Source organism: Collinsella sp. An2, assembly GCF_002160065.1.
Taxonomy (GTDB): Bacteria; Actinomycetota; Coriobacteriia; order Coriobacteriales; family Coriobacteriaceae; genus Limicola.
On sequence record NZ_NFJW01000002.1, the window covers coordinates 37,121 to 47,782 of the forward strand.

At 64.0% G+C, this 10,662-nt stretch carries 9 protein-coding genes; 2 read left to right on the top strand and 7 right to left on the bottom strand.

All coding sequences use genetic code 11. The features are described from left to right. Positions 1 to 705, bottom strand: a complete 705-nt coding sequence (locus B5F33_RS02110; protein WP_087410154.1) for a triose-phosphate isomerase — start codon at positions 703 to 705, stop codon at positions 1 to 3. 356 nt (positions 706 to 1,061) lie between these two features. Here B5F33_RS02110 and B5F33_RS02115 point away from each other — a divergent pair, with 356 nt between their 5' ends. Further along, the gene (locus B5F33_RS02115) at positions 1,062 to 1,469 is read left to right on the top strand and encodes a molybdenum cofactor biosynthesis protein MoaE (protein ID WP_087410155.1); all 408 of its coding nucleotides are present in this window, start codon (positions 1,062 to 1,064) and stop codon (positions 1,467 to 1,469) included. Positions 1,470 to 1,799: 330 nt separating this feature from the next. Here the strand turns inward: B5F33_RS02115 and B5F33_RS02120 are convergent, their stop codons facing one another. Beyond that, positions 1,800 to 3,119: a putative ABC transporter permease gene (locus B5F33_RS02120; RefSeq protein WP_087410156.1), complete on the bottom strand. Its 1,320-nt coding sequence runs from the start codon at positions 3,117 to 3,119 to the stop codon at positions 1,800 to 1,802. Between the two features lie 431 nt (positions 3,120 to 3,550). Here B5F33_RS02120 and B5F33_RS02125 point away from each other — a divergent pair, with 431 nt between their 5' ends. Continuing rightward, complete coding sequence (locus B5F33_RS02125; protein WP_087410157.1) at positions 3,551 to 4,375, top strand: GntR family transcriptional regulator; 825 nt, start codon at positions 3,551 to 3,553, stop codon at positions 4,373 to 4,375. Positions 4,376 to 4,487: 112 nt separating this feature from the next. On the opposite strand, the gene srtB is transcribed toward B5F33_RS02125, so the two are convergent. The 5 genes from srtB to B5F33_RS02150 form a co-directional block, all read right to left on the bottom strand. Then, positions 4,488 to 5,294 (bottom strand): class B sortase, encoded by an 807-nt coding sequence (gene srtB / locus B5F33_RS10900; protein WP_158095282.1) that lies wholly within the window; start codon positions 5,292 to 5,294, stop codon positions 4,488 to 4,490. Positions 5,295 to 5,841: 547 nt separating this feature from the next. Beyond that, positions 5,842 to 6,315, bottom strand: a complete 474-nt coding sequence (gene purE, locus B5F33_RS02135) for a 5-(carboxyamino)imidazole ribonucleotide mutase (RefSeq protein WP_087410159.1) — start codon at positions 6,313 to 6,315, stop codon at positions 5,842 to 5,844. Between the two features lie 393 nt (positions 6,316 to 6,708). Then, positions 6,709 to 7,692 (bottom strand): hypothetical protein, encoded by a 984-nt coding sequence (locus tag B5F33_RS02140; RefSeq protein ID WP_158095283.1) that lies wholly within the window; start codon positions 7,690 to 7,692, stop codon positions 6,709 to 6,711. A gap of 272 nt (positions 7,693 to 7,964) precedes the next feature. Further along, a complete protein-coding gene (locus tag B5F33_RS02145; protein WP_087410161.1) occupies positions 7,965 to 9,434 on the bottom strand; it encodes a YfcC family protein in 1,470 nt (489 codons plus the stop codon). A gap of 15 nt (positions 9,435 to 9,449) precedes the next feature. Then, positions 9,450 to 10,643 carry a M20 family metallopeptidase gene (locus B5F33_RS02150; protein ID WP_087410296.1) on the bottom strand — a complete coding sequence of 398 codons (1,194 nt, stop codon included), beginning with the start codon at positions 10,641 to 10,643 and terminating at the stop codon, positions 9,450 to 9,452. Positions 10,644 to 10,662: the final 19 nt, after the last annotated feature.

Consider the following 10,662-nt stretch of genomic DNA (forward strand, 5'->3'; position numbering starts at 1 on the left):
CTATGCCTCCTTGCAGAAATCGGTGCGGGCCTGGTCGAGGGCTGCGAACATCTCCTCGAGCGTCGCCATGGGGTCGGGCGCCGCAACGATACCGGAGGTGCCACCCGTGCCGTCAGCGCCGTACTTGATGGCGTCGTACACGTTCTGGCCGCTCGAGATGCCGGCGGCCTGAAGCACCAGGGTCTCCGGCGAGACGGCCTTCACGGCCTCGGTCGATCCACGCATGTAGTCCTCGCCGGCAACCTGGCCGGTGCCGATGAGGCTCGTGAGCTCGCAGACCATGACGTCGGGGTGGAGCTGCGCGATCGCTGCGCCCTCCTCCACCGAGTCGGCGCACACCACGGTGAGGATTCCGACCTCGTTAGCGCGCGCGATGGTCGCGGCGAGCTCATGCACGGTCAGGGGATTCTCGGCGTGGTTCAAAAACGTCGCCTTGATGCCGGCGGCGGCCAACGCCTCGGGCAGGATGTGGCCCATGCCGCGGCCCGGCTTGAGGCTCTCCATGGCCTGGGCGCAGGGAATGAGGTGGGGGCATTCAGCCACGATATGAGGCAGGTCGACCAGCTGGGCCGTGAACAGGCAATCCAGGTCGTAGCGCGCGGCCAGCTCGTCCGCCTTGCGGGCAAGCGCGTAGGTCTGTTCGCCGTAAAGATACGATTTGGGGTTCACGACGAAGAACGGCTTCCGAAGCTTGGTCTTCTGCATAGGCACCACTGCTCCTTTCCTCTGCCCGCGCCGCCGTGGCGCGAGACGTGGCCCTGGTTCGCGCGCCGCGAGGGCGCGGAAACCCCTCCCCCGTTGGCCCAGAGGGCCTGCCGCGGCCAGACACGGCGATCGGAGACATGCCATCGCGTAGGGTGGGAGACTGGACGTTGGCTCGGGGGCGGGGATGAATTGTGTACGCAACTTGTATATGAAGTTGTGTACAAGTTCTTTATACTTGCAATCGTCTCGCACCCCGGTCGTGCGGGCCGCTTTTCCCGCAAACGGTCGATTTTATGGGGTGGGCGGCGGCTGATACAATGCCGTCGTTCCCATGAATATCGACAAGGGAGGCACCCATGTCTCAATCCGCACCCTCGATCGACGCCTGGCTCGCCGAGGCCAAGCAGGACCCCGACTTTCAACAGTGCGGCATGTACCTGGTACATAACGGTGTGGTGCGCGCCACGCCGAAGGCCCGCGTGCGCGAGGGCGTCTCGGGCGGCGTCGAGGCCGATAGCTCGGTTGCGCGCCTCACGTTTTCCTACGACGCCGACAAGGTCAAGCGCGCCATCGACGACGCTCGCGCCCTGCCCGGCATCTTCTACGTGCGCGTCTGGCTGAACGAAGGAGAGCTCGCCGTGGGCGACGACATCATGTACGTGCTCGTCGGCGGCGACATTCGTCCACACGTGATCGACGCGCTGCAGACCCTGGTCGGCACGATCAAGAACACGTGCGTCAACGAGGTCGAGCACGAGGCGTAAGACGGAGCTACGAAACCCCGGGCGAGATGTGGTGGCTGTGGCAGATGTGGCGTGCTGCAACTCGTCCGGAACTGCCGACACCTCGTTCTGCGGCAATCCACACGCTTGCACGCTCAATTGTGGCAATCCACACGGTCGAAAACTATTCTTCGGCAATCCACACGCTCAAGGGGCCAAAATAGGGCCCTGAGCGTGTGGATTGCCGCAGAACGAGGCCTCACAGAACCTTAAGCGTGTACATTGCCGCACTACAGCAGACATGAAGCAAGAAGGCGGGCGCCCAAGCTGTTTGGACGCCCGCCTTTGTTGGTTGCGATTGTCTACGCCGAGCTACACCGACGGCTGCGCGACTGCCTCGGCCATCTTGGACGCGTCCACACGGCCGGAGTCCTCAGGCGTGATCGTCATGCTCTGGAACCGGTGCTCCATATAGGAGTTGTCGAAGTTTTTGGCATAGAACTCCTCGACCGGCGAGCTCGGCGAAATGCCCGAGACGCGCTCGAACCAGCAGTCGAGCGACTGAAGCGTCATGACGGCGTTCACCATCATAAGCACGGCGCAAATCGTGGTAAGCGAGTAGCGCATCTTCCAGGGAATCATGTTGATGACCTTAAGCAGGTGCGGCAGGCACAGCTTGATCCACACAAAGCCCAGCACGCCCCACATGCACATGAACGGCGTGCTCGTGCGCCCGCCAAAGAGGGCCGCCACCGGGTCGGGGAAACCGAAGAGCGTCGTGCCGGTATAGTCCCAGGCGACGGCGCCGAACGCCGCCTGCATGAACCAGCTCACGAACGCCTCGAACAGGCCGCCGATCACAGCGGAGACCACAAAGATGAGCACCGGGTTCGACCGATAGAACCGGTTGAGCGCCACCGTCATCAGCACGGCGCCGATGCCGTAGATGGGCGAGAAGGGCCCGAAGAGCATGCCGGCGCGGTCCTGGTATACGCCGGGGTCGACCACAACCATGTGCCAGATGACCTCGATGATGAGGCCGAGCACGCTGCAGACCACGAACACCCAGAAGATGTTGAAGAAGTTGAGCTGGATGTAGCCGCGTCCTTCAAGGTCGCGACCAAGCATGCCCGCCTCGGCCGCCTCGCGGTCGACGAGGTCGCGCAGCTGACGCTGAAGGCGGCGCTCCTGGCGCAGGGACGGGTCGACCGTGACCGAGAGCGCCAGCAGAATGACCAGCTGAATGAACGGGGCGATGAGGTGCTCGCCGATGCCCTGGAGCATGATGTCAAACAGGAACTGCACCAGGTTCAGCGCAAGCAGGGCGTGGGACCAACGGGCGGCGTTGCGCCTGTGGTTGCGCAGGATCGAGACGCCAAAGAAGATGAGGGCGCCCGCCGTCACCACGGCGACGATAAAGCTCATCACCGACAGAATGGTGGTCAGCGTGGGGTCGGAGCCTACGGTGATGAGGTCGGGGCGGCTGTTGAGCGCCCACACCAACATGCCGATGAAGATGGCCGCCATCGGCAGGGTGACGATGCCGTCGATCAAGCACAGCAGACCATACACCTTGGCTACCAGCGGAATCTTCTTACGCTGCTCGGGCGTCGTGATGTTGGGGTCCAGGTCGTTGCCGGGCAGGTCGTAGTCTTTGAGGGCGGCATGTTTGCCGATGGGCTGCTCGCTCATAGTTCTCCTTGGTGAGGAATTCGCTCTGTTTAGGCAGAAAACCAACGTAACTGATGGGGCCATCATACCGCGCCGACGCCTGATAGACGCCCCAGAGCAGAGAAGAGCTGCGATTGGACCGTCCGTTGTAGCCGGCGGATGCCCCGATGGGCGAACGGGGAGTCTGCCCCCGCCGACGTGCTGTCGCTGCCCCTCCTCGCGCGCCCTCACTCGCTTCACCCTTCGCGCGCTCGCCCGCTCTCGCTCGTCAACTCGCTCACCTGTCCCCGCTGGCGCGCTCTCGCTTGCCCACGCTCTCGCCCGCCTCTCCCCGCTCCCGCTTGCCCCTCCCTCACTCGCCCCATTTTCTAGGGTGGCCATCGAAAGCAGCCTTACGCCATGCGCCGTTTTGGGTATCGTGTCTCCCAGAGGGGAAAGGAAAGGGAGCGTCCATGACAGCTCGGGTACTCAAATCAGAAGGGTCTTTTATAGACGATGCGTCATCAGCCCTTATGGGCGACGAGACCATCGATCGTTCCCGCCACGCGGGCGACTCCAAACCGTCGCCTGCGCTTCACGTTCAGCTGGCGGACATCATCCGCGAGAAGATCTATGGGCACGAATGGGGATCGAACAGCAAGATTCCCTCCGAGCACGAGCTCATGGTCCGCTTTGACCTCGCGCGCGGCACCGTGCGACGGGCGATCAGCCTGCTGGTCGACGAAGGCTTGCTGGCGCGTCGCCACGGCAAGGGCACCTTCGTGGCAGAGCCGGGTATCTCGCACGCCGCCGGTGCACGGCCATTCTCCTTTGCCGCCACCCTCCACGAACAGGGCAAAGACTTCGTGACGCGCGTCGCTGACGCCTGGGTCACGCCCGCCTCGCCGGATGTGGCACGCGAGCTTGAGGTCGCGCCCGGCACCGACGTCATGTTCCTTCGGCGCGTGCGCTCGGTGGACGGCGAGCCCATCATGTGCCAGGAAAGCTGGCTCAACCTGAGCGAATGCCCCGGACTGCCCGATACCGACTTTACGCAGGAGCCGCTCTTTGACGCCGTGCAGCGCTGCTCAGGACGCAAGATCAAGTATTCGCACATGCACTACTGCGCGCGCATTGCGGGCAAAGAGCATGGCGAGCTGCTGGGATGCGACGAGGCGGCGGCGGTTCTACTGCTCGAGCAGACCATTCGCTTGGTGGACAAGAAGGTCATTGAATGGAGCACCACCTGGTTCAAACCGGGCCAGTCGGTGGTGACCGACGCCGTACAACCCGACTAGGAACGCGTCGAGCGCGCATGCAGACGCGGGGCGGCACCCGCGCCGGTGAATCAGGACGAGCGTGCGAAGGCATGCGGCCGTGCACGCGGCGCTCCTGGCGGGTCTCGATGCGCTAAGCCAGCGTCTCCTCCAGCGTACAAACCATGACGGCGCGGCTCGGCGAAGGAATGATGTTGTCGCTGCAGGTGATGAGCGTGAGCACCCGTGTTGCCGCCTGAGCGCGCTCCGAGGCGTCGTCTGCCTGAGCAGCCGCCCGGTCGAGCAGCCCGGTCAGATAGTCCGCAAGCGTCGGGTCGTCACCGAAGTTGGTTGTGCGCGCCTCGAGGTACGAGTCCTCCACAAGCGCCGTCATGAGCGGGCGGAAACGGTAGGTCGCGTCGCGAGTGATGTAGTAGACATCCTGCCAGGTATCGAACACTTGCTGGTCCTGCGTTTGATTCACCTGGTTGAACATGGCGCCGTCGAGCATCTGATGCCCATAGAGCACCGTCTGCTGGTCCACGACGCCGGGCGCCGTGTTGGCACAGTCCATAAAAATCGAACCCGACGCGTTCGCCGTTCCGTTAAACAGGTGGTCCAGATACGTCGTGTTGTCGGAAGTCTGCACCACCGGATAGTTGATGTTGGTGCCCGGAATGTAAATCCACCCCACCACATCGGGGTTGATAGCTGCAAGCTCGTCGAAATTCGGCTGCGGAATAGAGCTGCCCTCCGCTTCCGTGTCGTCTATCGGGGCAAGCGTCGCCAGGTCGTCATAGACCCCCTGCGCCTCGCGGTACCCCAACTGCGCGGAGATGAAGATGCCGGCCGCGGCGAGCAGAAGCGCGACGCCCGCCACCGCCAAGCAGATGGACAGCACCTGAGCAGGTGTGCGGCGGCGTTTTGCGCCGGCGGGGCGGTTGCTTGCAGAAGCGCCCACTGAGGCGTCGCGGGCGTGAGAGGCAGATACGCGCCGGCCGCGCTGGGGTGCCAAGGCCCGCTGAGCGACCGCCTTGCCCCGTGGGGTTGCTGAGGGCCGCTGAGCAGCAGCCCTGCCGCTCGGGGATGCGCCGCGAGCACGGGCGCCGCTCCTCGCACCGGGAACCACCGGCCGCACGCCGGCCGCGCCCGACATGGGCGTAGAGACAGGTCGCACGCCCTTACGTGGCGCAGCATGCGCTCCAGCCGGCCGCGCCGCCGAGGCGGGGCGCGCAACAGGCCGGTCCGTCGACCCGGGACGTGTAGCAGGCCGAGCACCCGTGGCCGCATGGGCCCTGGGCGCGGACGCGTGCGCCACCGGACCATTCTGACGAGGCTTCGGCTGCTCATACTCCCCAGCTGGGGCCGCATGCTTAAAGCGTTTTCCCTGATACTCGGTCATCGCTTGCCCCTTTTCAGCGCGTTTGCCCAAGCCCTCGCCCCTCGAACGCTCGAGCACCCCGTCCGCACCACGCAGAGCGCGGACGGGGTGCTGCGGCAGCGGGATGTTAGGCCTCGGCCATCTCCTGCTTCATCTTGGTAATCGTCTCGCGATACTCGGGCATGGTGGCGCCCAGAATCTGCGTGGCGTAAATGGCGGCGTTCTTGGCGCCGTTGATGGCGACGCACGCCACCGGCACGCCGGAAGGCATCTGAACCATGGACAGCAGCGAGTCCAGGCCGCCCAGGTCGCTCGTCTTCATGGGAACGCCGATCACCGGCAGCGGCGTGAAGGCAGCCACGACGCCGCCCAGATGCGCCGCCTTGCCAGCGGCCGCGATGATCACCTTGATGCCGCGGTCGGCAGCGGAGCCGGCCCATTCATGCACCTTGTCGGGATTGCGGTGCGCGCTCGCAATGACCAGCTCGTACGGCACGCCCAGCGCCTCGAGCTCGGCCGTGCAGCCCTCCATGGTGGGAAGATCCGACTTCGATCCCATGATGATGCCAACGAGCGGGGCCTTCTCCTGCGTATCGGCCATGACGTCCTCCTTTGTCGATGTTTCGATGCGCCTCGATGCGCTGCCAATAAGTATAGCCCGTGGTGGGTTGTATCCCCTCAAGCGCAGCAGAGCTTCGACGCGCTCCGGCGAGACATCGAGCGACGCCCGCGCCGTCCGAGAGCCCCACCGAATGGCAAACTTAGTCCAGCAACTGGATTTGACTAACAAAAGGCTCGATTTTGGGGCTAAATCTAGTCAATTGTAGTTGCCAGACTATCTTTCACCTCACGCTAGTCAAATCCAGTTGCTGGACTAACACCCCGTCGGGCAAACGATTATGCGAAAGGCTGGGCGAGCGATTGGACGGACAGGCGGCTAGATGAGCGATTGGACGAGCAGGCACGTCCTGGAACATGAAGCGCCCCAGCCCCCCTATCGACGACGATTCACGCGCGGAACGCCGTAGGCATCCAGAAGCTGAATGATCTGCTCGGGTTGGTTGAGCATCCAGCTTGCAATGCGCAACACGCTTCGGCCGCCAACGGTCAGCCGAGACTCACGGTCGCGCTCCGCCCGGGCCACGGCCGCAATCGATCTGCCGCCACGCATGCGCTCGTCGGTGTACTTGGACAGGCCGTCGAGCTCTCCAATCACGACCGACCCGTCGGCAAGCTCCCAGTAGTAGTCGACGCGCAGCGGACGGCCCGGCATCACGGGGTCCTCAATCTCGACCTGCAAGCGCGGTTCGACAAACCCCGCCTCAATCATGATGCCACGGGCGATGGATTCCCCTCCCGACTCGCTCAACGGATTCGCATACTTTGCCGCAAGCCGTGCGACCGGCGCTCCGTCGCGGCGAAACACCAGTCGATCGACCTGCCGAGCGAACTCGTCGTGGTCCAGCCGGTACAGCCGCAGCACCGAGTCGGCAATGGCGAGCGCCTCGGGAAACGGCGATGCGAGCATGCAATCCACCGCCGCATCGACCAGCCCCACCACGCGAACGCCGCGCTGCATGTACCGGCCGCCTCCCAAGCCACCGGGAGGACATGCATGCTGGTAGACCCGTGCGCCGCGCCGATACGTGAGCCCGTTGCGACCCACCACGTGATAGATTCCCAGCTGACGATACGACACCCACAGCCCATAGGCCGCGGCAGCCGAGAAGCTGCAAAACACCCAATCCCGGTCGGCCTGGGAGAGCGTCCGCATCACAGCGACCGCTCTCTCCGGTTCCGTCAGGTCAAGCCACCATGTTCGGCGGGCAAATTGCCGGGGAAACGGGGAGACCAGGCTCCCGCCGACACGGTTGAGCATCGCCTGGTAATCGTTTCGATTCCCTGGCACGGCGCAAACGCCGCCGCTCTCCGCCACATCCAGCAGCACGCCTATCCGCGCTTCCACTTTCTGAGACATAGGCTCGCCCCCGCAACACTCGACCGACCGTCACGCCGAGCATACGCGGCACCTCTTACCAAATTCGACGGCCCGTCTTACAGGAACCTCCCCCGTATCTGACCCATTTCTTGCCGGAACATCGTTTCATAAGCTTACGGGGGCGGCGCCTCCAACCGGTTTCGGCGCACGCCCCCGCTTCTCGGGCAAAAATCTTTTGTAAAGAGTCGCGTCGAGGCCCCTGGACTCCACAGATCCACCACGAAGGGGACCACAGAGTCAACAGCGAGTCGCTACAGCACAAGCATCAGCACGGTGAGTACAGCGGCGGTCACTACGGTTAGCACCACGAAGAACTTCGCCGTGAGCTTCAGGAAGCTCGTATAGCTGGTGCGCGCGAGCTCCAGACCAGACACAATGACGCCGTTCGTAGGCGCGATCATCGCTACGACGCCATGCGCCGCCACGTAGATCATGATCATAATCTCGGACGAGAAATGCAGGCTGTCCGCAAGCGGCCCCATGATGGGCATAGAGACGGTCGCCATGCCGGAGCTCGACGGAATAAGGAACGACAGCACGAAGTACAGAGCATAGCTCGCCGGGGCAAAGACCACCGCCGAGACGCCACTCAGCGCAGACGCGGCGGCCTCAAGCACGAAGACGTCAAGCCCCGTTTGCGTCATAAGCACCGAGATGGCGCGGGCGACAGCGATCACGAGCGCCGTCGAGATCATGGTGGAGGCACCGTCAACGAAGGTGTTCACCAGCTCCTTCTCGGAAAGGCCGCCCACGAGCCCGATCACGATAGAGACCACGAAGAACCAGATGCCGCACTCGGTGAAGTACCACTCGCCCAGCGGCAGACCGGTCAGGATCGCGCTCCACGCCGTGCCGGGGTTATCGGGCGTGGCGCCCAGCGTAAACACGTCGATGCCAAAGCTCTCCCATGGAATGAAGGCCACAATCATCACCACGAACGACAGCGCAAAGAGCGCCAGTACGAGCTTCTGCTTGCCGGTAAGGCGCGCACCTGCGAGGTCGGTCGCGTCATCCGTCTCGCCGCTATAGGCGCGCTCCATGGCCGCCAGCTCGTCTGTTGTCATAGCCGACGCCGAACGGTCGGCCTTGACGCGCTTCGCGTAGCGCATAACAAAGACGATGCCCATAACCTCGGAGATAACAAACAGCAGGAACCCCACGGGAATCACGATACCCTGGTTGACCGCGATGCCCTTGTCGGTGAGCGCGGCGGAGGCGATGGCGACCGAGAACGGATTCACCGTAGAGCCCAGCGTGCCCAGGCCGGCGCCCAAAAGCACAATGAGCGCGCCCACCATGGAGTCAAACCCCATGGCAAAGGTCACCGAGGCAAGCAGGATGTAGAAGGGAATGGTTTCCTCCATCATGCCGTAGGTGGACCCGCAGACGCCGAACAGAATCATAAGCACGGGGATGAGCAACACGTCGCGGTCTCCCAGCTTGCGCACGAGCGCGGCCACGCCGGCGTCAAGCGCACCCGTCTTGTTGACGATGGCCAAAAAGCCGCCCAGCACGATCACGAACAGGCACACGTCGATGGCGTTCTTGAAGCCCTCGAACGGCGCCTGCATGACCTGGGCGAGCGTGGCGCCCGTGACGTCGGGTGTAAAGGCCGCCACGATCCAGGTGCACAGGGCAACCAGCACGAGGCAGGCGAACAGAATGGTGAACGAGGTCGGCATGCCCCGTTTCTTCTTGGCTTTCTTGGCAGACTCAGCCATAACTTCCTCTCTTAACTACGCGCGGTGCGCCACATACTCGAACGCGCTGTTGGCCAGCAGCGCCGATCCCTTCCAGAACACCGACTCGTCGAAGTCGACGTTGGGATGGTGCATGCCGCACCCCTCGTGGCCAGGCAACGTGCCCGTGCCCAGAATGAAATAGGTCGTCGGCACCTCCTGTGAAAGAATCGCCAGGTCATCGGTACCAGAGAACGGCTTCTCAATCTGACGAACCTCATCGTCAAACAGCTCGGCCGCATAGCCGCAGAGCTCCTCGGTGAGGGCCGGGTCGTTATAGGTATTGGGCACGCCGCGCAGGAAGCGCACGCTCGCCTCTCCGCCAAACGCCTGCGCGACGCCCTCGACCATGCGCTCGGCGCGGCGCTTGAAGTCGGCGCGCACCTGGGCGTCCTGCGTACGGAGCGTCCCCAGCATGCTTGCGGTCTCGGGAATCACGTTTGCGGCGCGACCCGCCTCGATCTTGCCAAAGGTCGCCACGCAGACCTGCGTGGGATCGACCTCGCGGGCGATGCCGTTTTGGAACCCCTGGTAAATATGGCAGGCGATGTTGATGGGGTCGATGCCCTGGTGCGGCGTGGAGCCATGCGCACCGCGGCCCTTGATCGTGACCTCGATATCGTCGATGGACGAGAAGATGGTGCCGGACCTGGTATAGACCGCCCCTGCCTCGAAGTCGAGCGCCTGCACGTGCAACGCGCACACGGCATCGACGTGCGGGTTCTCGAGCACGCCGCCCGCAAGCACTGCGTCGCCGCCACAGATGTCGACCGGTGCCACGCCCTCTTCGTCGGGCTGGAAGAGCAGTTTCACGCAGCCGGCGAGCTCGGCCTCGTGCGCCTTGAGAATGCGCGCGGCGCCCAGCAGCATGGCCGCGTGGGTGTCGTGGCCGCAAGCGTGCATGTTGTCGTTCGTGGCGGCAAAGGGCAGACCCGTCTCCTCCTCGACCGGCAGGGCATCGTAGTCGGCGCGCAGCAAGATGCAAGGGCCGGCAGCCGGGTCGCCCAGCTGGGTCAGCAGGCCGCCCTCGCACGGCACGCTCACCTCGTAGCCCATCTCCTCAAGCCGACGGCGCACGTAGGCCTGGGTCTCGGGCAGATCAAACCCCAGCTCGGGATGCTGATGGAGCCAGCGGCGGTCGGCCACGATCTGCTCTTGGATCGCACGGGCCTCGTCGATGACGCTCTTCACGAAAACCTCCTGTCCCCTC

What these genes read in the sequence shown, in the direction of transcription:
- B5F33_RS02115 (WP_087410155.1), top strand. Translation starts at nt 1,062, where the DNA reads ATGTCTCAATCCGCACCCTCGATCGACGCCTGGCTCGCCGAGGCCAAG.
- purE (WP_087410159.1), bottom strand. Translation starts at nt 6,315, where the DNA reads ATGGCCGATACGCAGGAGAAGGCCCCGCTCGTTGGCATCATCATGGGA.
- B5F33_RS02140 (WP_158095283.1), bottom strand. Translation starts at nt 7,692, where the DNA reads ATGTCTCAGAAAGTGGAAGCGCGGATAGGCGTGCTGCTGGATGTGGCG.
- B5F33_RS02110 (WP_087410154.1), bottom strand. Translation starts at nt 705, where the DNA reads ATGCAGAAGACCAAGCTTCGGAAGCCGTTCTTCGTCGTGAACCCCAAA.
- B5F33_RS02120 (WP_087410156.1), bottom strand. Translation starts at nt 3,119, where the DNA reads ATGAGCGAGCAGCCCATCGGCAAACATGCCGCCCTCAAAGACTACGAC.
- B5F33_RS02125 (WP_087410157.1), top strand. Translation starts at nt 3,551, where the DNA reads ATGACAGCTCGGGTACTCAAATCAGAAGGGTCTTTTATAGACGATGCG.
- B5F33_RS02145 (WP_087410161.1), bottom strand. Translation starts at nt 9,434, where the DNA reads ATGGCTGAGTCTGCCAAGAAAGCCAAGAAGAAACGGGGCATGCCGACC.